The organism is Streptomyces boetiae (genome assembly GCF_031845405.1).
Classification (GTDB): Bacteria; Actinomycetota; Actinomycetes; order Streptomycetales; family Streptomycetaceae; genus Streptomyces; species Streptomyces boetiae.
This window is the reverse complement of record NZ_JAVREN010000072.1, coordinates 1-20,341: the sequence shown is the minus strand read 5'-3', so window position 1 is coordinate 20,341 and position 20,341 is coordinate 1. Positions and strand designations below refer to the sequence as shown.

15 protein-coding genes and 1 CRISPR repeat array are annotated in these 20,341 nt (G+C 68.7%); of the genes, 5 read left to right on the top strand and 10 right to left on the bottom strand.

The genetic code is table 11. The features are described from left to right. Positions 1 to 225: 225 nt before the first annotated feature. Positions 226 to 3,168 carry a CRISPR-associated helicase Cas3' gene (gene cas3, locus RM780_RS26410; protein WP_311633422.1) on the bottom strand — a complete coding sequence of 981 codons (2,943 nt, stop codon included), beginning with the start codon at positions 3,166 to 3,168 and terminating at the stop codon, positions 226 to 228. Between the two features lie 160 nt (positions 3,169 to 3,328). Beyond that, a CRISPR array of direct repeats spans positions 3,329 to 5,247; the repeat unit is 28 nt; unit sequence GGACCATCCCCGCGGGCGCGGGGTCGAC. 1,251 nt (positions 5,248 to 6,498) lie between these two features. Between cas3 and RM780_RS26405 the strand changes: the two genes are divergently transcribed. From RM780_RS26405 to RM780_RS26390, 4 genes are all read left to right on the top strand, one after another. After that, complete coding sequence (locus RM780_RS26405; protein WP_311633421.1) at positions 6,499 to 6,966, top strand: hypothetical protein; 468 nt, start codon at positions 6,499 to 6,501, stop codon at positions 6,964 to 6,966. 129 nt (positions 6,967 to 7,095) lie between these two features. Further along, positions 7,096 to 7,683 carry a regulator component gene (locus RM780_RS26400; protein WP_311633420.1) on the top strand — a complete coding sequence of 196 codons (588 nt, stop codon included), beginning with the start codon at positions 7,096 to 7,098 and terminating at the stop codon, positions 7,681 to 7,683. Next, positions 7,670 to 8,842 carry an MAB_1171c family putative transporter gene (locus RM780_RS26395; protein ID WP_311633419.1) on the top strand — a complete coding sequence of 391 codons (1,173 nt, stop codon included), beginning with the start codon at positions 7,670 to 7,672 and terminating at the stop codon, positions 8,840 to 8,842. The genes RM780_RS26400 and RM780_RS26395 overlap by 14 nt, the downstream gene beginning before the upstream one ends. After that, positions 8,839 to 9,582, top strand: coding sequence for an SDR family NAD(P)-dependent oxidoreductase (locus RM780_RS26390; protein ID WP_311633418.1), 744 nt, complete (start codon positions 8,839 to 8,841; stop codon positions 9,580 to 9,582). Before RM780_RS26395 ends, RM780_RS26390 begins: the two co-directional genes overlap by 4 nt. A gap of 82 nt (positions 9,583 to 9,664) precedes the next feature. On the opposite strand, the gene RM780_RS26385 is transcribed toward RM780_RS26390, so the two are convergent. After that, positions 9,665 to 9,973, bottom strand: a complete 309-nt coding sequence (locus RM780_RS26385) for a hypothetical protein (protein WP_311633417.1) — start codon at positions 9,971 to 9,973, stop codon at positions 9,665 to 9,667. A gap of 193 nt (positions 9,974 to 10,166) precedes the next feature. Here RM780_RS26385 and RM780_RS26380 point away from each other — a divergent pair, with 193 nt between their 5' ends. Next, positions 10,167 to 11,060, top strand: coding sequence for an aldo/keto reductase (locus RM780_RS26380; RefSeq protein WP_311633416.1), 894 nt, complete (start codon positions 10,167 to 10,169; stop codon positions 11,058 to 11,060). Here the strand turns inward: RM780_RS26380 and RM780_RS26375 are convergent. The 8 genes from RM780_RS26375 to RM780_RS26340 form a co-directional block, all read right to left on the bottom strand. Next, positions 11,024 to 11,488 carry a PPC domain-containing DNA-binding protein gene (locus RM780_RS26375; RefSeq protein WP_311633415.1) on the bottom strand — a complete coding sequence of 155 codons (465 nt, stop codon included), beginning with the start codon at positions 11,486 to 11,488 and terminating at the stop codon, positions 11,024 to 11,026. The genes RM780_RS26380 and RM780_RS26375 overlap by 37 nt on opposite strands. 204 nt (positions 11,489 to 11,692) lie before the next feature. Further along, on the bottom strand, positions 11,693 to 12,247 hold the full coding sequence (locus RM780_RS26370) for a hypothetical protein (RefSeq protein ID WP_311633414.1): 555 nt from the start codon (positions 12,245 to 12,247) through the stop codon (positions 11,693 to 11,695). A 525-nt stretch (positions 12,248 to 12,772) separates the two neighbouring features. After that, on the bottom strand, positions 12,773 to 14,029 hold the full coding sequence (locus RM780_RS26365) for a hypothetical protein (protein WP_311633413.1): 1,257 nt from the start codon (positions 14,027 to 14,029) through the stop codon (positions 12,773 to 12,775). Positions 14,030 to 14,133: 104 nt separating this feature from the next. Continuing rightward, on the bottom strand, positions 14,134 to 15,474 hold the full coding sequence (locus tag RM780_RS26360; protein ID WP_311633412.1) for a TfuA-like protein: 1,341 nt from the start codon (positions 15,472 to 15,474) through the stop codon (positions 14,134 to 14,136). 3 nt (positions 15,475 to 15,477) lie between these two features. Next, positions 15,478 to 16,623 carry a YcaO-like family protein gene (locus RM780_RS26355; protein ID WP_311633411.1) on the bottom strand — a complete coding sequence of 382 codons (1,146 nt, stop codon included), beginning with the start codon at positions 16,621 to 16,623 and terminating at the stop codon, positions 15,478 to 15,480. After that, positions 16,616 to 18,205 (bottom strand): FAD-dependent monooxygenase, encoded by a 1,590-nt coding sequence (locus RM780_RS26350; protein ID WP_311633410.1) that lies wholly within the window; start codon positions 18,203 to 18,205, stop codon positions 16,616 to 16,618. The genes RM780_RS26355 and RM780_RS26350 overlap by 8 nt, the downstream gene beginning before the upstream one ends. A gap of 17 nt (positions 18,206 to 18,222) precedes the next feature. After that, entirely contained in the window at positions 18,223 to 19,191 is a 969-nt protein-coding gene (locus RM780_RS26345) for an aminotransferase class I/II-fold pyridoxal phosphate-dependent enzyme (protein ID WP_311633409.1), read from the bottom strand. A gap of 44 nt (positions 19,192 to 19,235) precedes the next feature. Continuing rightward, positions 19,236 to 19,703 (bottom strand): hypothetical protein, encoded by a 468-nt coding sequence (locus tag RM780_RS26340; protein ID WP_311633408.1) that lies wholly within the window; start codon positions 19,701 to 19,703, stop codon positions 19,236 to 19,238. Positions 19,704 to 20,341: the final 638 nt, after the last annotated feature.

Genomic DNA, 20,341 nt, shown 5'->3' with positions numbered 1-20,341 from the left:
TAGAGGCTAGTTGGGCGTCCAGTGTGGCACATCACTGACGGCCGCGCGGGCGAATGCGAGAATCCCCCGACCCCGCGGTCCGGGCCAGGGACTCGGCGCGGGGATGTTCCGTCACTCGGTATCCCGGGCGGATCGGCCCCGCACTCGCGGGGGAGCACGTCCGGGGCGGCCAGGTCCGGCCGCCCCGGACGGATCGCAACCTCTCGCGGTGGGGACGGGAACGGCTCAGGCCCCGGGGTCTTCCTCCACCAGACCGAGGGCGTCGTCGTACCGCAGCCCGCGCTCGGCGAGCACGGCACGGCGGTCGGCGTCGAGGACGAGGGCGGGACTGCGCGACAACCGAGGATCGCCGAGCCAGCCGGACAACGGGCGCAGTTCCTCACGGACCGCCTCGGTGTACCGGGGCGGAAGGCGGACCGTCCCGCCGAGGACCTCGTCGAGCACGCCGTCGGGCACGTCCCCGTTGACGCTCAAAGCGCGGCCGGACAACGTGCGGTAGACCCCGCCCGCCCGCACGATCAGGACCACCTCGGCACTGGGATCGCCGTCGCGGACGGCAGCCTGCAACTTGGTCTCGTCCTCCCCCGCCGAGGAACTGAGGAAGTGCAGCCCCGCCAGTGTTGCGCCCTCTCTGTCGCCGCGGCGGGTCAAGAGGAAGGGCGAGGCGCTGTCGGCGCGTTCCTGCTGCTCCTTCTCCCATGCCTCGCGTGCGAAGCGCTCGGCCTCCCGCCACTCCACCGGCACGAATCCGTCCTCTCCGAGCGCGTAGCCGGCCGCGACCAGCCCCGGCACCTGGGCCGGGACTCGCCAGCCTTTCGCCGCTGCACCCGCGCGCACCAGAGCGGCCGCGCGCAACAGGAGGGCGCGTCCGTAGATCTTCTCCGAAGCGGCGAGGAACGCGGGCGGCGCGCCATGCAGCGCGTTCGCGGCTGCCCCCTCGTCGCCCGTGCCCGTCCCGGAACGGCCGAAGCCGGTGATTACGGCGCGCGGCACGGCCAGGCGCGTCGGGCGTGCGACGCCCGCGTGCCGGTGCAGGCGGCCGATCCGCTGAAGAAGGAGGTCGATCGGGGCAAGGTCCGTGACCAGGAAGTCGGCATCGACGTCGAAGGACTGCTCCGCGAGCTGCGTGGCGACGATGATCAGCCGGGAGGCCCGCGTGGGTTCGTCGTGCTGTGTCCCGCCCGGCCCCAGCAGCCGCAGGCACTCCTCCGTGCGGTCGGCGCGAGGAGCGACCGCGATCCGGCCGTGAAGCAGCCGCACGTCGTCGCCGAATGCCCCGCGGAGGGCGGAATAGAGGCTCTGGGCACGGCCCACCGTATTGCGGATGACCAACGCACAACCACCGTCGACCAGTTCGCGCTTGAGCAGGGATACGACACCCTCGTCGGCCGCAGCTTGCGCGGCCCGGCGAGCCTGGCGCTTCGCGTTGACCCGGGGCAGCGCCTCCGGCAGCAGCTCCAGGCCGACCGCGGCGTCCTCGCGCCAGCTCGGGCAGTCGTCGACAAGGACGCGGGCGGTGGCATCGGCCGGCGTAGTCCAGGCGGCCGTGACGGACGGGTAGCCGTGGGGCTCGGGCAGTTCGGCGGCCGGGTACTCCTCCCGCGAGGACGCTCCGGCCAGGTAGGCGCTGACGAGGGCCCGGCGTTGCTCCGGCGGCAGGGTCGCGGACAGGAGCACGACCGGAACGCCCGCCTGCCCCAGCCAGCGCAGGCCCTCCTTCAGGAACTGCGACATGTACACATCGGCGGCGTGCACCTCGTCGAGCACGACGACCTTGCCGACCAGCCCGGCCATCCGCAGCATGACGTGCTTGGTGCGGGTGGCCGCGAACAGCAGCTGGTCGATGGTGCCGACGACGAACGGGCACAGCAGGCCGCGCTTCGGGCCGAGGAACCATTCCGCCGGCCCGCGGGAGGCCGGCTCCGCAGTGCGCTCGCGCAGGGCGGATACACCGGAGCCGAAGGGGTCGTCCTCCCAGCAGTCGCCGTACTCGTCCACGCCGCCGAACCGGGACGCGGCATCCTGGGCCGAGCCTTCCGTCAGGGCGCGCCACTCCTTGTTGAACATCCGCTTCCCGTGCAGCAGCGCGACCTGGGACGCGAGGCCTTCTTCCACCCTCTCCGTCCACTGCCGGACCTGCGTGAACATCGGGTCGCTCGTCGCCTGCGTCGGCATCCCGACGAAGACGCCGTCGGCTCCGAACCTGGCCGCCAGGATCTCGGCCGCCATCAGCGCAGCCTTCGTCTTCCCCTCGCCCATCGGGGCCTCGACGACCAGCAGCCCCGGGGCCCGCATGCGGCGGGCGGCCTCCATCACCATTACCTGCGACGGGCGAGGCCGGGTGCCGAACCGTTCGGCGAAGTCCTCCGGTCCCGGCTCGCGCAGTCCGTTCCACCCCCCGCGAAGCCCCAGCTCCTTCCAGGCCCGGCGAGCGCGAACCCGCGCGTTGGCGAACGACACGTCCTCCAGGGCGTCGAGTCCAGGGAAGTGCTCCTCGTCGCTGGCGATCCAGTCGGCCATGACGATCAGGCCGCTGAGGTGCAGCTGCGCCGCCCGGCTCGGCACCAGCACCGGCTCGACCTCGGCAAGCCCGCCGAAGCCGACCTCCGCGGTGAACCGCTCCACCAACGCCCTCTGCACGCGCGGCCACTGCCCAGTGCCAGCCAGCTGACCGCGCGCCCTGTCGGAAGGCGGAAGCGAACCAGCGCGGGGAAAGAGCCCGTGATGCCCGGCGATCAACGGCCAGAGCCACTCCACATGCTCCTCGGCCCATCCGGCCGCGGTCAGCTGCTTCCGCAGGAGATGGCCACCCGCGACGTCATGACGCCACCGCAGCCTGACGATCGCCCCCTCATGCCACCCCAGGCCAGCCGCGCGCACCGCCTCCGCGCCCTTCTCCCACAACCGCTGAAACGCCGGCGTGGCCTTCCCGCAGTCGTGAATCCCACACACCCAGGCAAAGAACGCCCGCCCCCGACCGGCCCCGCCCGCCACGGCGTCCAGCACCCGCTTCGTCGAATCAGCGAGAAAGCCGTCCCACAACGCCTCCGCAACGGCGGCCGTATCCAGGAGATGCGACAACAGGAGGGTCTTCCTCCCGCCCCCCTTCTCCTCCGACTTGCCCCATAACGCCCCAAGCATGCTGTCGACATCCACGCCCTCGGCCACCGCCGCACCCCTCACCCGACTGCCACCTTCGCTCTCCGAACTCGTCAGGCACGGTAGAGGAAGGCACTGACAATTCCCCTGGGGTCGGGTCCGCGAGTGCGGCGATCCCGCGGGCGCGGGGTCGCCTATGCACCCCTCGCTGGCGGACCGGTGTGCGTTGCATCCATCCCCGCGGGCGCGGGGTCGACGACCAGATGTACACCACCGGCACCGACGAGTACGGACCATCCCCGCGGGCGCGGGGTCGACCTCATCCGCCGCCCAGGCTGCACACCAAGCGTCAGGACCATGCCCGCGGGCGCGGGGTCGACCTGTCGCGCCAGTACTCGTACAGGCGCCTCTCGGGACCATCCCCGCGGGCGCGGGGTCGACGCGGCCGGGGGCGGGGGGAGGACGCAGTCCACGGGACCATCCCCGCGGGCGCGGGGTCGACATGGCCATCACCACCGCCGAGATAGCGAAACGAGGACCATCCCCGCGGGCGCGGGGTCGACGGCATCACGGTGTGCGAGCGGTGGCGGGCGGACGGACCATCCCCGCGGGCGCGGGGTCGACTCCTCGGGGGCGGAGTGGCTGGAGGCGAAGCGGGGACCATCCCCGCGGGCGCGGGGTCGACCGTCTGGGCGGTCGTCCCGTCGAAAAGCATGGCGGACCATCCCCGCGGGCGCGGGGTCGACGGCCATGAGGGTGTGGACGTGGGCGCGGACGGGGGACCATCCCCGCGGGCGCGGGGTCGACGGCGGCAGCTTCATGGGCGTCGGCATCCCCAGCGGACCATCCCCGCGGGCGCGGGGTCGACCAGTCGAGATCGAGTCCGCTCCCGACGACACGGGACCATCCCCGCGGGCGCGGGGTCGACGTGGCGGTGGTGCTGTATGGGGCGTGGTCGGCGGGACCATCCCCGCGGGCGCGGGGTCGACATCGCTCGACGGACCCGCGTCTACTGAAAACGCGGACCATCCCCGCGGGCGCGGGGTCGACAGCAGCGCCAGCGCCGCGGCGGTCATCCACGCCGGACCATCCCCGCGGGCGCGGGGTCGACGCGGTCGCGTACATCGACGACCGCGCGGTGCGAGGACCATCCCCGCGGGCGCGGGGTCGACCTGCCCGAGATTCAGGAAGCTCTGAGCAGCATCGGACCATCCCCGCGGGCGCGGGGTCGACAGCGTTGGGATCTTCCGCATCGGTCAGTTCTCCGGACCATCCCCGCGGGCGCGGGGTCGACGGTCCTCGGCCCTGGCCTCCATGTGGCGTCTCCGGACCATCCCCGCGGGCGCGGGGTCGACCGGCCGGCGGGCGGAGTGGCGGCGTAGGCCGGGGGACCATCCCCGCGGGCGCGGGGTCGACCCTCCGGCGCGGGCGGGTGGTGGAGGGCGCAGCGGACCATCCCCGCGGGCGCGGGGTCGACGCCTCGTACAGGCCCGCGACCGCGCCGGCGAGGGGACCATCCCCGCGGGCGCGGGGTCGACTCGGCGTCGGTGTACGGGCGGTCGGTCATGTGGGGACCATCCCCGCGGGCGCGGGGTCGACACTGCGGCTGAGGTGCGGGCGTTGGCGGGCGAGGGACCATCCCCGCGGGCGCGGGGTCGACCTGCCGATCAGCGTGCCGTTCTGGATGCTCGGGGGACCATCCCCGCGGGCGCGGGGTCGACGACAGCGAGGTGAGCCGCGTCGTGGAGATCAAGGGACCATCCCCGCGGGCGCGGGGTCGACTTCCCGGACCCTGAGCGGGGCCCATGGCGGGGAGGACCATCCCCGCGGGCGCGGGGTCGACGCGTAGTCGAGCGCGAGCGCGACGGGGGCGTTGGGACCATCCCCGCGGGCGCGGGGTCGACCGCAGGGGTGGCGGGACGTCGGGCAGGAGGTGGGGACCATCCCCGCGGGCGCGGGGTCGACGGGTTGCTGTTCGAGATGCGCGAGACCCCGGCGGGACCATCCCCGCGGGCGCGGGGTCGACCGGTCCGCAGACATCAGCTTCTTCGGGAGGTACGGACCATCCCCGCGGGCGCGGGGTCGACGCCAGAGCCTCGTCGCGCTCGCTGTCGGTGATCGGACCATCCCCGCGGGCGCGGGGTCGACGCTTGCTGACCTGGGACTTTATCCGCGCACAAGCGAGTTCCTATTCAGTTGGGTATCCATACCAACCCCGCGGGCCATGGCCCGAATAACGCACGCATGGATACGGCCTACGCCGAAGCCCAACCACTCCCGCACAAAGGCGACTTCACCACCCCTTCCGGGCGATACGTCCACAGGGAGTAGTCTACGTGGCCCGCGTTCGCCCGGGTACGGCACCGTGCGGATCCCCGCAGGCTGGCTACGCCGGGACAGGGGACTCACGGCGGCGCGCGAGGCATGGGACACGGAGGGCCGGCGGGTGAGCAAGGCCGGGCAGTCACGAGGATGACACTTGGGGCGAAATAGCGAGACGACACACCAATGCGCAGCCATTCTGACCGCGCACCAATCAGGAACGCCGCGACCCCTCCGGCCACGCAAAGCGTCCGCCGAACCCCATCCCTTACCCGGCCCCGCCCGCAAGCTCGACATCACCCGCACCACGCCGAACGCTTCACCATCAATGCCCGCGCAGAATGACCGTGACTGGCAGCCCGCCCCTTTCGACACTCAAACGAAACGCCGGCACCCAGGGAAGAAACCACACACTCACCGCTCGCCACTCAGGCTACCCAAGCCGCCGGGAGCCCCTACCCCGACTTAGCCCAAGGGAATCTGCAATCAGATCCAGCGACAGGCTGGGCATCAACCAGCGAGCACAGGAAAGTGCATCCCGATCAGATTCTTCCGTTTCCCCTCGCGACATGAGAGGGGAAACATGAAGCCCATGCATCGCGGCGGTGCGATCTTCGCTGGGCAGCGGGAGCACCACTCGCGCACCATCGCGCATCTCGAGGCAAACAACGAGGGCACCCATTTCTCCATCAGTCATACAGCTCCGCCGTTTTAGCTACTCACCGCTTACAACTTCGACCGCAAGGAACAGCCCAAGCCACACATCGGGCAGTTCGGAGCGCAAGAAATCTTCCACTGAGACGATAAACAGACCCGCGGGCCCGCTCATCTATGGCACTCGGAACGTACCCAGCGGACGATCCCCTGTCAATCTATCCGCCAATGGCTACGCCTAGCCATTGGACAACCTGCACCCACGCGAGCCATTAAGCCTCTCTCACCAGGGACTTTTCAACCTCGCACACTTCATCGAGTCGACGCGTCATTGCCGACCCCGGCGGACATCTGTATAAGAGACTCACGGATCCCGTCCGCACCGGGGCCTCGTCCTATTGCGTCTACCAAGGAGTGAGGAACGTGGTCAGCAGCGACAGCCACGACGGCGAATCGAAACCTGGCTCGCTGGCCGAACGACTGGGGACGATCATTTCTGCGTACTATCGCAACAGGAGGCGTCCCGGCTACAAAGAGATGACCAAGGAGATCGAGCAGGCGACCGGTCGGCCCTTCTCCAGTACCTACTTGTGGGAACTGGCGACCGGGCGGAAGCAAAATGTGACCGCAGATCACCTGCATACCCTCGCCGAATTCTTCGGCGTCACGCGGGACTACTTCACCGACCCAGCAGTCTCAGAGAGCGTCCGACGCAAGATGGAGTTCGCTGTAGCCCTCGGAAACAGCAAGGTGCGCGTCCTGGCGGCGCGAGCCGATGGACTTTCGGATGAGCATCTTGACGCCATCCTGGCAGTAGTCAACGCCATGTCTGATAAGCGAATTGGCGACGACGGTCTGACCGAGGCCCGCGAGGGCCCCCGGGGGCCGTAGGGGTCGCCCCGCCGGCCCAGGCATGAATGATTCGCGAAGCAGGTAGCCCGCGGCGTTCAAGGGAAGCTCAGTATGAGTGATTACGCCTTCCATCGATGCTGTCTGCGAGGTCAAGAAGCGGAGCAGCAGATGACCACGACCAGCGAATACGCCCAACTGCACAGCCGCTGCCGGAAGATCCTCGACGACCTGGGTGTCCCGAAGCCGTACTCCCTGACGTCCACCGTCCGTTGGACAGAGGGCCTGCGAGGCCGGCGGTTGGTCCTCAAGGAGCTGCCCCAGCAGGCCGCCTCGGCCGGAGCCTGCGGATTGTGGGTGGGCACGGACGACGCGGACTTCGTCTTCTACGAGACGCGGACGGCTCCCCTGCATCGAGAGCACATCATCCTGCACGAGATCGGCCACATGCTGGCCGGTCACCCCAACACGCCGCTCGGCGAAGTCGGCAGCGAGCACCAGGACGATGGCCCCGGGGGCGCCCATGACCAGCGAGCCGGTGACAACGGCCTCGACGGAGCGCTGGAGAGCCTGCTCAGCGGTCTTCAGCCTCACCTGATCAAGCGCCTGATGGCCCGGACCAGCTACACCACCGTCGAGGAGCAGGAGGCGGAGATGCTCGCCAGCCTGATGCGCGGCAGCCATAAACCGCCTCCGGCCGCCGGGGCCCTGGGACGGCTGGGCGCCTTGCTCGGGGTGAGGGCCGATGACCGTCACTGAGTGGGCCAACGACATCGGTCGCTGGAGCGTTGTCCTGATGTGGGCCGCGTTGATCATCCGCGCGCGGCCCGCTCTGAAGCTGCACTACCAGCGCGGGTTGTGGTTCGCGATCCTCACGGCGGCGACCGCCACGACGCTCTTCCAGCCGGAGGTCATCAACCGGGCCGTCGAGCTGACCGGCGACGCCCGTGCCGTCACCCTGTCCCGGAACGTCGTCGGCGTCCTGGCGGCCGGGCTCACGTTGCTCCTCATCATCGACTCTGCCCGCCCTCGCCGCGCGCGCCTGTTCATCGCCGCCGCCACGGCCTGCGCGACGACGACGCTGGTCGGAATGGACCTCGCCCGGGGCGACTACCCGGGGCCCGGCGTCCCGCTGAACGGCGGTCCCGCGGAGCCGTCCACGGCCTACTGGCTGGTCGTCTCCGTCGCCCACCTGGTCGCCGACCTCGTCATCGTCCTCGTGTGCGCCCGCTACAGCGCGCGCACCGAGGACCGCGACCTGGCCTGGTCCCTGCGGCTGTTCGCCGCGGGCAGCCTCCTGGCCGTCGTCTACTGGGCTGGCAGCCTCGCCCAGCTCTACGCCCGCGCCCCCGACGCCGCGCCGTGGCTGGCGGTCGTCATCAACCTCCACGGCGTCTCGCGGGCCCTCACGCTGCTCGTGCCCACGGCCACCAGGGCCGTTCGGCTCGCCCGCGAGGCCCGCACCGTCTGGGTCCTGTGGCCCCTGTGGCGTGACCTCTCCGCCGCGGTTCCCGCCGTCGCGCTGGGCCCGCCGTACCGCACGCGCCTCCACGCCTTCCTCCGCCCCCGCGCGCCCCTCGCCCTGCAGGCGCACCGGCAGACCATCGAGACCTACGACGCCATTCTTCAGCTCCAGGCCCACCTCGCCCCGCACGCCTACGAACGCGCGACGCAACACGCCCAGGAACTCCGCCTCCCCGCCGCCCAGGCGGCAGCCGCAGCCCTCGCGGGCGCCCTGGGACAGGCCCGGAACGCGAAGCTCTCGGGAGGGGCCGCAACGGACCCTAGCCCGCTGCCCGGCCTGGAACGGGGCGACGCCGGGCTGCTCCTCGCCGTCGCCCGCCACTGGCCGGCCATGTCCCGAGCGGCGTCCGGGCACGAACTCACGGATGCCCGGCCCGAAGGAGACGCCGCATGACCACTGCCCTGATCACCGGAGGCACCTCCGGCATCGGCCTCGGCTTCGCCCGCCGCTTCGCCGCCGACGGCCACGACCTGATCCTCGTCGCCCGCGACCAGGCCCGACTCGACCGCACCGCAGGCGAACTCCGCGACCGCCACGGCGTTCACGCCGACACGATCAGCGCCGACCTCGCCACGCCCGACGGATGCGCGGCGGTGGAGAAGCACATCGCCTCAACGACCGTCGACATCCTCGTCAACAACGCCGGCCACGCCCTCGCCGAGCCCTACCCCCGAAGCCCGCTCGCCGACGAGGAACGCATGCTCGACCTCCTCGTCCGCGCCCCCCTGCGCCTCACCCACGCCGCCATCCCCGGCATGACCGCCCGCGGCCACGGCACCATCCTCAACATCGCCTCCGTCGCAGGCCTCCTCCCCGCCGGCACCTACGGCGCCGCCAAAGCCTGGCTCATCCACTTCAGCGAATCCCTCCGCCTCGACCTCGCCCCCCACGGCATCCGCGTCCTCGCCGTCTGCCCCGGCTTCACCCACACCGACGCCCCTCACATCGACACCGTCCCCGACTGGATCTGGCTCACCGTCGACCAAGTCGTCGACCAGGCCATGAAAGACCTCCGCCGCAAGAAGCCACGCAGCATCGCCGGCCGCCACTTCAAGCTCTACGCAACGGCCGTCCACCACGCCCCCCGCCGCCTCGCCGCCCGCATGGCCCGCTCCCGCACACCGAAGGACTGACCAGCAGAACGCCCTCGGGCCCTCCCGCCGGGACCGCAGCGAGGCGCCTCGTCGCCCAGGTCCACGCCGGACTCGCCGGGCCTCACCCCACGCGCGCCGGTTCCTCCGGTCGCTCGCGGCGGTGCAGGCGTTGGTAGGCCCGGATCTCCCTCGCGTCGAACGGGGTCAGCTCGGCCAGCGACTCGTTCGACGGGAACACCTCCGCCGCCCGGGACACCGCCGCCGCGACGGCTGCCCGTGCGTCCTCCAGGCGCGCGACGGCGGAGTCGAGTTCGCCGAGCGCCGCCTTCTGCGCCTGCTGGCGCCGCCGGATCTCCTTGCGTTCGTTCTCCTGCCGTTCCCGCAGCCGGCGTCGTCGTTCCTGCGTCTCCTTGTCGTGTCGTGAGGCCATGCGCACACGGTGAGCCGCCGGTCTGTTCACAACACGCCCCGCCGCGCCGGGACGAGGGAAGGCCAGAAAGATCACCCTGACCGACCGAAGAACGACAACCACGCAGCCACTCCGGAGACGAGCAGAGCACCAGACCACCAGCAGCCACCCCACACCGACCGATCCTGAGCAGCATCCTTTCCCGAGGTGATGAGTGACGGCCGCCGCCGACCTCGCGCCGCGGTGGCTCGGGCGGGGGCTCGTGACGCACCCGCTGGGCGTCCGCTGCGCTGCCTCTTCGGCCTCGGACGACAGGCACGTTCTGGCTGCCCTGCGGGGCGCGGCGGAGCGCGGAGCGACGTTTCCGGACACCTCCGACGTCCACGGCGGAGGGCATTCCGAGCGCCTGATCGGCCGGTTCCTGCGCGACTTCCCCCAGGGGCACTTCCGTCTCAGCAGCGGCGTCGGACGCCTGCGGGGGTCGGCGCCCCATCCGTACGCGGGCCGGCACATCCACCATCAACTCGAACAGACGCTGGAGAACCTCTACGCCGACCGCATCGATCTCTACGTCCTCGAATCGCTCGACTTCGGGCCGGGGGATCGCTTCCTCGGCGAGGCCATCGACCAGATGGACATGCTCCGGGAGGTCGGCTGCATCAAGGCGATCGGGCTGCGCGGCCCTTGTCTGCGCACGGGCCTTTCCCCTGAGTCCCGGACCGCCCGCGCCGAGCGCTTCCGTTTCCTGTTCGAGCGGATCAGGCCGGATGTCATCCGCGATTCCGGCGATCCCCTCCTCCCGATGCTTCCGCCGGCGGGAGAGGATCTCCTCGCCTTCGCCGCCCGCCACGGGGTGGGCCTGTTGCTCAACGCCCGGCTGACCGACGCGGCGCCGGGAACGCCGGGGCGGCTTGCTCTTCGTTACTGCTTACACCGCGCCGCCCACAGCGTCGTCGTCCTGCGCATCCCCCGGAAAGAACTCTCCGGTGAGGCCCATGACCGTCTCGAAGAGCCGCTGACCGAGAACGAGCTGGCCTTCATCGAAGGACTCCGCGCACGCGCCCGTTCCACTCAGCCGTGGTCGAAGGTGAGCAGCGGAACGTCGTAGAGGCTTCGAACGCGCGGGCGGGTGAACTCCGGCTGGGCGATCTCGACGACGATGAGCTCGGCGATGAACTGCACCTGCGCGCCGAGGAGATGGCTGGTGCGGGCGTGGGCGGAGTCGGCCTTGAGCCCGGTGGTAACGTGAATGTGGGGAGCGATCCGGTCGGTGTCGGGGTCCCAGGCGAGGGTGCCGCCGCCGAGCGCTTCCAGGCATTCGACCTCGACCGAGTCCCACAGGGGCGCGTCGGGGTTCTCCAGCGGACGGCAGCTCCCGACGAGGCGGGCGGAGCGGAAGCCGCCGACGAACGCCGGAAGGTAGCCGGCGCGCACCTCGCGCTCGGCGCAGAAGGTGTGGAGCGCGGTGAAGAAGTCCTCGCCGTGGTCGATGGCGAGGACGAACTCCCGTCCGCGAACGATCTGTGTGGCGCGCACGTGGTGCTCCTTGCTGGTCAGTGGTGGGCGGTGAAGGCCGCGATGATCGTGGCGCGGTCAGGGCCGGTCGCGATGGTCCGGCCCAGCGTCAGCACCGGGACGGTGCTCCGCCGGGCGACTTGGGACTCGCAAAGCACGGGAGCACCTTTCGGGAGGCTCTTCAGCAGAGGGTGCGGCGCTGACCGCCGAGACGGGCGCGGCCGGTCACCGATCCCCAGGCAGCTTGCCCAGGAAGTGCAGAACGTCATCAACGGCCTCGACGCCGAGCAGCCGACTCCGTGGCCGGACCACGCCGGCGACTCCCGTCTCACCGAGCTCGCCGCAGCGCCTCACCAGCCAGGGCCAGTCGAGGCAGAGGTAGGCGGCCAGGGCCCGCAGGCGCGTTTCCGGATCTGCCCCCTCCACCACGCTCTGGCCTCGGACGTCATGAGAAATCTCCAGGTAGCTGCGGAGTTGTGCCCGGCCCGCGACGGCGTCCACCTGCCACAGGGCCTCCGTGCGGACCCAGTTGGCCAGCACCGCTCGTCGGCCGGGCACCAGGGCGAATCCATCGACGGCAGAGTACTCGGGCCGTGCCGTCACCCACACGCGGATGCCGTGCAGTTCCATCAGCGTGACGGCGAGGAAGAGCAGGACGCGCTCGTACCGGGGCGAACGAGTGACGACCTCCTCGGGGATGCAGAACGCCCGCGACAACGAGGCCGTGCCCCCGCCGAACCGGCCCGCCTGCTCCCGCAGGTACGCCAGCTTCCAGGCCAAGCAGCAACCCGCTCCCGAGGCCATCCGTGATGCCATAGAGCAAGCCATCGCGGCGCGACAAGAACGGCAGCCCACCGCATCTACCCCGGCAGAAGCGTCCATTGCCGACGAACTCGCCAAGCTCGCCGAACTCAAGCAGCAAGGCGTCTTTTCGGAAGAAGACTTCGAGCGGGCCAAAGCGCGGCTGCTCGGCACGTAGTCCACCTTGGCGGGTGCATTCAGATGGGCGTCGAGGACGGTTCCGCGCAACCTACATTGCCCTCTCAGGGAAATCGCGATCCGAGGAGACAATATCCTGACTTGGCTCATGATTCGCTGCCCTGGACGCCATCCACGGCCCGCGCCAAATGGGCCAAGTCGGGTCTTCCGCGCCGGACAATGGCTCAGGTGATCCAGAAGTGGCTTCGCCGATCAGTCGCCGAGCTCAACGAATCCTTTACGGTATACCCTTACCTCGCGGATATGGACGGTGAGGTCATCCGGCACGTCCACTCCGCGTCTGGCCGAACGCCCATCGAGCGGAGTTCATGACGCCGGACTCCGCTCGCTGCGCCGCCACCGAAGGTAGATCCACAGCACCGCGCTGCTGAACAGGGTCCTTCCCACGAGCACGGTCCCCCAGAGCAACGGCAGGGTGAGGTTCCCTGTCGCCGACAGCAGAACGATGGTCGGCACGGTGAACAGGTACATCACGGCAGCGAGGTGACGCAGCGAGGCTCCGGGCGAGATCAGCACCTTGAGAGCTGACGACCCGAAACCGGCGACGCTCTCCAGGAAGAACTGTACTCCGAGTAGCCGGGTGGCTGTCTCCGCGTCCGGATGAGAGAGCGATTCTCCGGCGAACACCGCCACCACGCCCGGGAAGAGGATGAGGACCAGGCCCAGCGGAGCCAGCAGTCCCGCGACGCATCCGGTGAACAGCCGCAGGCGCCGATCGATGTCGACGGGGCCGGTAGCGGTCTTCGCCAGACGCCCGCCGGCGATCCCGAATTGCTTCATCGGGATGACGAGCGTCCGCGCGAGGCTGATCAGGGTAGCTGTGGCAGCGCCTGCCACCGGGCCGGAGTGGGAAGCGGCCAGGGCGATGACCATGTACGAGCTCATCATCACCAGGCCATCCGTCGTGCCGGCGGCCAGCGTGGGCAGCTGGCGCAGCGCGGGGCGGACACTGCCGCGCAGCTCAAGAAGGCCAGCATGGACGGCTCGGCGCAACTGGCGTTTGGTCTCACCCATCCGTCCCCAGAACCTGACCAGGGCGGAGAAGTTGAGGGCGGTACCCAGCAGGCCCATGACCGCGAGCATCGTCCCGCCCGGGAGCTCCAGCCGGGGCAACAGCACCGTGACCGCCACGATGATCAGCAGGTTCTCGAACGCGACCCGCAGCTGAATCCCCTGCTTGCCCTCCAGCACGAGCAGCCCGGAGGTCAGCGCCAGGATCGGAGCCGTCAGCATGCCCGGCACTTGAGTCCAGTAGGCGATCGAGCTGAGTCCCGAGCCATCGACGAAAAGAACGACCACGCCCACGACCGCGAAGAGCGGAATCAGCAGGACGGTCGCCAGGAGGACGGTGGCGGCGATCGAGCTCAGGGCGTCGTGGGCCTTACGCGCGTCCCGCTGCTCCGCCAGGCGTTGCACCACCATGACGGTGGCGCCTGTGCCGAGCATCGTAGTCGCCGCCGTGATGACCACAGACGTGCCATACGCGTTGGGTACCTCGGGCGGATAGTCGCTCACCGCGCCGAAGAGCACCAGGCTCTGTAGGCCCGTCAGGAAGCTGGCCAAAGCGAGTTGAGCGCCACTCAGCAGGAATCTCCCGGCCGTGGCAGCCGTGGATATCGACTGCTTCGGCCGCGCTGTGGGGCGTAGGGCACCGAGATGGCGCGGGTTCATCTGTCCTCACGTTGTCCGTGCTGTCGTTGGTCGATCCTCTCGCCTGGCCGGGAGCGGACCGCCCCTGAGCGGTGCAGATGGCCAAGCAGGAACGGGCGTGCCGCATCGACAGCCTCGTCGATGCCAAGGAACGCGCGGTCGCGCGCGTGCGCTTCCAGGGCTGGGTAATCCTGTGGTGGGAGGTGCCAGACCTCCGCCACGTGCTCCAACACCAGGGCTGCGCGCAGGGGCCTGAGGGCACGGCCCGCCGCCTTGGTGAGCTGCTGCTCGATCCGCTGGCACTCATCGACGCGCGCGAGCGCCGCGGCGTCGACGGGTTGAGCGAGGAAGTCACCAGTGATCGGCCCGAACGGCGGCCGGAAGTCCGTTCTGATGCGATAGGAACGCACCAGGAGCCTGCGTTGGCGTTCGCCGTCGTCGAGAGCGCGCCGTTCGTCCGGAGTGAGCCAGTAGTCCGCCGCCTCCTGAGGGACGCGGGTGTCGGAGAAGATGTCCGAACAGGACCGTAGTACCCAGTCACGCCACCGGTCCGGAAATCCCTGGTCGTATATCTGCTGGTACCGAAAAGCGCCGAGGGTGCGGGCGGCCCTGCCGTCGCCCGCGGCGTACCGAGACGCCCACGTGCTGAGGTGAACGGTCTGCCAGGAGGGGTGTTCGGCCCACGAGGGGGACTCGCCCGAGGTCTTCTCCATCGCGCGCACGGTATGGGCGGCCACGATGGCGTCGGTGCGTTTGATGTTCGCGTGCTCGGGCCGGGAACTCAGGAACTCGCGGATTGCGAGGATGGCTAGGGTCAGTCTTTCATTCCCGGCCGCCTCGCGCTGGACGTTGGGCCACGAACGCACCGAGAACGGCATGTCTCGCGCCACGCTGATGATGGCCGCCCCGACGGCGCCAGTCACCACCCCCTCGGCTGTCGCCGCCTTCACCGCGTGCCGCATGTTGACCAAGGCATCGCTGTACTGGGTGAATCCCTCACCATCGTCGTGAGTGACCGCGACCTCGTCGTCGGCTGTCACCCCGCCCGTACGGTACATCTCGAATACGGTTCCCACCCCGAGCATGCCGAAGCGGTCCAGTTCCGCCGCGCGCAGCGCGCCCATGCTGGACGCGCCGACGACTCGGGTGCCACGGGCGAGTACCCGCAGAATCTCCTTGTGCCGCACCGGCGGGGCGTGGAGGAACAGGCCGTCGATGACGAGCACGATGTCCGAGGGAGTGGTGCGGAGGCATAACAGGTCACCATGCCTGATGGGAGGGTGCAACTCGGCCCGAGGCAGGATGTCCCGCACGGTTCCGGCCTCGACGGTGGGACCGACGTAGACGTGGACGGTCACCAACTACCCCCTCAGCCGCGGCAGCGGCGTCTCATGATGCATGTCACGAAGCCCCGGGCAGATTACCTTCACCACCGAGAAGACCGGATTGGCTTCCAGCTCGACAAAACATGCAATACGGTCCATCTTCCCACGAAGTCGTTTTCCTATCCACGCCAACTCGTCTCCGGGGGAGGCGAATACCTCCCCGGGCGATTGGCCTGATTCCTTCCAGGTAACTCGCTCGCCGTAGTCGGCAGGCGTGTCCCAGGATCGGCCGTGCATCACGAAGGCCCCTTCTCCCAGGTCGTCCCGGACGCCGCTGATGAAGGTCAGGCGGCACTGGACGGCTTCGAGCAACGCGCTGGTCAGCGCGACCGACGGCACGGAATGGAGTCCGCTTCCGGTACAGAGCGCGGGGATGTCCTCACTCCACAGGTAGACAGCGAAGCAGGGGATGCCGAGAGCGTTCGGCACGGCGGTGATCTGACTCCAGATCCGGTGGCGATCGAGCCGCTCGATGAGGCCGGCGCAGACCGGGTCGTCCACCGTGCTGATGTCAAGGAGCTGTCGGCGTCCACTGCTCACGGTCGGCATACGGGCAACCGAGTCGCGTTCCAGTACCTCGTACAGCCCGTGGAGGAGCGCCTCGTCAACCGTATTGCCCGAGGCCAGGCCGCTGCTGGAGGTCTGGAACATGGCAAGCGAGCCAGTCTGCCGCGCGGCGTGGTTGAGGACGGTCGTCAGCAGCGGCACCACGGTCTCCTCGCTGGTTCCCATCACTCGCGCCGGGACCCAGTCCAGGGGGAGTTCGGGTGTGAGGAAGCTTCCCGGATGCCGGATGAGGTCGAGGCAGTCGTAGGGCAGTGCCAGGTCCCTGGCTGGTACGTCCCGCAGCGAGGGGCTGACGTCCTCGGCGTGCCACAGCTCGATGGACTCCATCACGCCGGATATCCGGGCGAGATCGAGGGTCAGGCCCTTGCCCTGTGAGGCGGCGAGCGTGGCGCTGAGCGGCCTGGTCACCATCGTGACCGGGATGCCCAGCACGTCCAGGCCGGTGACGTCGGCGACGCGAGTGATTCCGTACGTGGACAGTCGAGGCGCGATCGCGGCCCAGGTATCCGCCGGCGACCGTGTGCGATGGGTCCCCGGCACGTAGCGGTCAGACATACGGCACCTCACGGACGGCCGCGGTCGTGTCGTGCAGGGCGTGCCACGTCTCGTGCAGCACGCGGTGGGGATCCGCGACCGCGGCAGGAGCACGGAACGCGACGTAACCGTCGGGGCGGACCAGGACCGCACCGCCGGGACCGATGCCGAACCTGTCCGGGAAGTCGCCGGACGGGTCCACCAGGTCACGCCCGACGGCGAGGGTGCGCAGCGCGGTGCCCAACGCGTCGCCGGCTTCCCGCCACCGGTCTCCTGGCTCGCTGGCCAGCAACGTCCAGCGGTAGTCGAGCAGGTCGTGCGTACAGGTGGGAATCGCGTCCTGGAGGAACATGTGGTGTGGGGCTCTGCTTCCGGGTCGCCCGGACGGCCTGTGAGGATCCTCCACCAGATGGTGGTCGCGCCCAGGATCCTCCGATGCGATGAATGTGCCGGTCGGGAAGCGGAAGCCGAGCACGGCGTGCAGATAAGGGACAGGACGTGTCGGCGAATCCGCGGCGAGATGCGGGGCCTGGCGGTTGATGTAGTAGGCGTGGGCCTGTTCTGACACGAAGCGTGCGTAGGCGCGGCGCTCGGACGAGAAAGCGTCGAGAATCCGTGGCCCGGCCGCCCCCGTGATGACATCGGCCATCCGCCACGCCAGTTCCGCGCCGTCCTGGAAGGCCGTATTTCCTCCGAACCCACCAACAGCGGGTATGAGATGGGCGGCGTCGCCCACGAGGACAAGCCTGCCGTGCCGGAATGCGTCGACGGTGCGGTCGGCCATTTCCCAGAACGTGATCTCGCCGATCGCGACGGTCGCGGCCGAGTCCCCGAGGGCGTCGCGGACGAGTTCAGCGTAATCCTCCTGCTGCCACGAAGAGCGCACGGCCGCGATGCTTGCCACTTCCATCGACAGCACGTATCGATCCGGTTGGTCAGTTGAGTGCAGCGTGCCGATCCCACGCTCGGGATGGCGTAGGAAGCACAGGAGGTCGTCTCCGCGGATGGCCGCGGGGAGTTCGGTGTGGAACACCACGCGGACGTACTCGGCGATCCTTCCCCGTCCACCAGAACTCACCGCGAACGCCTCCCGCGCGGCGCTGCGATGGCCGTCAGCGGCCACGACCCAGTCCGCACGGAGGGAGGTGCGGAAGCCGGACATCCTATCGGCCAGTTGGAGGTCGACATGGTCGTCCGACATCGTGATGTCGCCGACCTCTGTTCCGAAGCGGACCTCGCTTCCCTTCCCCAGGACGTAAGCCAACAGCAAGGTCTCGACACGCTCCTGGGAGGCGCCCGCGAACCCGGCCGCGGACAGCTCGGAGCAGTCGGGCGGCAGGTTTCCCAGGTGCTTCAGCGGAGCCCCCAAGGCGGTCTCGGCGACGTAGGTACGCCGCCGCCCATGGGGGTCGACGCCAGATGCGCGGACGGCGTCGTCCAGGCCGAGCAGGCGGAGCAGTTCCACCGTCCGGACGCTCTGGCCGCGCGCTTTCGGCTGTACCGACGTGTTCCAATGACGCTCAAGCACCAGGGAGCGGATGCCCCGCCTGGCCAGGAAGGCGGCGGTGGACAGGCCGGCGAGGCCGGCACCAATGATCACCACTGTTTGTCGTTCCATCATCACTTCCGCTTCATCGCGCGCAGTCCGGAAAGCGTCATGCCGTTCACCGTGAGACGCACCAGGGACAGATGCCTGAAGTGTTTGGATGCGGTCCTTCGGAGCAGTTCCTTGATAAGATCCGGCTGCACATCATCCGGATAGTGGAAACTCACGAAGTTCCCGTTGAGCTCGCGCAGACGTGCTCCAGGAAGGATCCCTGGGACGAGCGATGCCACGAGGGCGCGATCGCGCTGAACCCTATGGACCAGATCTTCGCGAACGGACTTCCACTCGTCGTCGAACAGGCTGTCGAGTACGGCGAGTTGGAAGTAGTCGGCAGGAAACGGGTCAACCAGATGCCGGTACCGTTCGAGGGCACTGGGCGGTCCGAAGAGCAGGCCCAGCCGCGCGCCGGCTACGCCAAAGCACTTGGAGAGGCTCAGACAGGCTGTAACGGGAGCTTCGAGCAGATCCGCAAGATGAGGGTGAAGCGGGTCCTGTGCGAAGTGATCGTACGTAAGGTCAACGATGCATCCGCCACGATGCAGATGGGCCAGGGTTTCGATCTCCGCGTTCTGCCGCACCTCCCCCGTGGGATTGTCGGGAGAACAGATCACGAGCGTGGAGTCCGGGGTCACATCGGCTGCGGAGCGCAGTACGGCGACCGTATCCGCGCCGGAATAGAATGTGTGGGGTGCGGCGAGGCTCTCGGCGATCAGCGAGAAGCCGAAGTAGCTGGGCGCGGGCAGGAGCAGCCGGAAGCCCTCCGCCGCCGCGGCGGTGAAGGAGACACGGAGGGCCTCCGTGCATCCGCGCGTGAGCAGGATCGAGTCTGGCGAGATTCCGTAGCACGACGCGATTTTCTCCAGGACCACGGTCTGGGAACGATCCGGGTAACGGTGCCAGTCGGCGCGCGCCAGCTTGGCCAGGACGTCGTCCCTGAAGTCGGACGGCGGTTCTGTGGGGGCCTCCGTCAGGTCAGACCCCACCCGCCTGGGCTCCGCCGGTATGGGTGCCGGCTCACCCTTCCTGATCACGCTGCGGCGCGGGCGGCACCGGCCGCGTTGATCTGGTCGAGCGTGATCCCAAGACGTTCGGTGAGGAACTGGCAGATCGACCAGTATCTGGCCCGCTCCGGAACGAATGGGCCGAATTTTTGAACATATGGAGGAATCCAGCCAAGGAACTCGTCGATTATTTCGGACTGACTACGGATCCCCTGGTAGTCGTTGAACGACATGCTCCGGTGATGGACGAACTTGTGGCCGGGAAGGCTGTCGCAGAGCTTCGCGTAGTCATAGGTCTGGAGGATCATCTCGTGCCACACCTCATCGACCTCATCGGTGAGCGGAATGAATCCACCATCCCGCTCCGACATGATGATGAGATACTTCAGACATTCCTCCATCTGAATCCTGAGCTCTTCCTCGTCTCGCTCGAGGTTCTCACTTATCACCTTGACCATATGCGGCGAGAGATACTGCTCGATAAGTCCGGACATGGCTCGCCTTTCGGCTCAGCCGAGGTGGGCGCAGCGGCAGCGGCACCCACCTCGGACCGATTCACTTATTAGTTGACCGTCGCGCTCCAGCAGTTCTGGGCGAACTCCTCGAGCTCCTCGGCCTTGTTCTCCTCAATCCACTTCTTCAATTCCTCGATCGACATCTCTTCCTCCCCTCAGACGGGTGATCGTCGCTTCCATATGTACCTCACACTAATTTATTGAGGCAAGGCTTCCCCCTGCAGCCATGTCCCAAAATCGCCACATCCGCCTAGCAAAGGATTACCTTGTCGTCAAGGAGCCACGACAAGCCATGCACTGGCAGCTATTCAGCCACTATTGCAGCCGGTTGACATCGACTTTATTCCCCCAGGTGCCCCGTGTGATGTAATGCCGCGCTGCCACCGAGCGAACTCGCGCGCGTCGCCATGAGTGGATCTACCCAGCCGTCTCATTTGTTTCGTTCGCTTGCGGGTCGCGGGGATCATGAGGCGCATGGTGGGAATGAGCTCTAAGAGCTCGTAACACGATCTTGTGATGCGGTGCTGGTGGCCGTGTCGGTGTGAGGATTGGGCCGTTCGTGAGGGTGTGAACAACAGGCCGTGGATCGTGGACGACGCGTTGTGGGCGGTGATCGA

Bases quoted from the DNA above. Each gene is read 5' to 3' on its own strand.
- RM780_RS26390 (WP_311633418.1), top strand. From the start codon at position 8,839: ATGACCACTGCCCTGATCACCGGAGGCACCTCCGGCATCGGCCTCGGC.
- RM780_RS26395 (WP_311633419.1), top strand. From the start codon at position 7,670: ATGACCGTCACTGAGTGGGCCAACGACATCGGTCGCTGGAGCGTTGTC.
- RM780_RS26400 (WP_311633420.1), top strand. From the start codon at position 7,096: ATGACCACGACCAGCGAATACGCCCAACTGCACAGCCGCTGCCGGAAG.
- RM780_RS26355 (WP_311633411.1), bottom strand. From the start codon at position 16,623: ATGTCTGACCGCTACGTGCCGGGGACCCATCGCACACGGTCGCCGGCG.
- RM780_RS26385 (WP_311633417.1), bottom strand. From the start codon at position 9,973: ATGGCCTCACGACACGACAAGGAGACGCAGGAACGACGACGCCGGCTG.
- RM780_RS26340 (WP_311633408.1), bottom strand. From the start codon at position 19,703: ATGTCCGGACTTATCGAGCAGTATCTCTCGCCGCATATGGTCAAGGTG.